We start from the raw sequence: 206 nt of genomic DNA on the forward strand, positions 1-206 counted from the left end.
TAAATGCAGCACTGGCAAGTAATTTATCAGTAATTTATCGGTTAAGGTAGTGACGAGATAATTAAGGTTTTTTCTCAGAAAAAGCCCAAGCAGATTTTATCTAAAAAAATTGTACAAAAAATAGTTGAGAATTGCAAGCCATGAAACTAACTTTTTTCGTCAGCTTATTGAGAAAATTCTCAAGATTATTGAGAATATAGGGTACT

This window comes from Dolichospermum circinale AWQC131C (assembly GCF_000426905.1).
GTDB classification, from domain to species: Bacteria; Cyanobacteriota; Cyanobacteriia; order Cyanobacteriales; family Nostocaceae; genus Dolichospermum; species Dolichospermum circinale.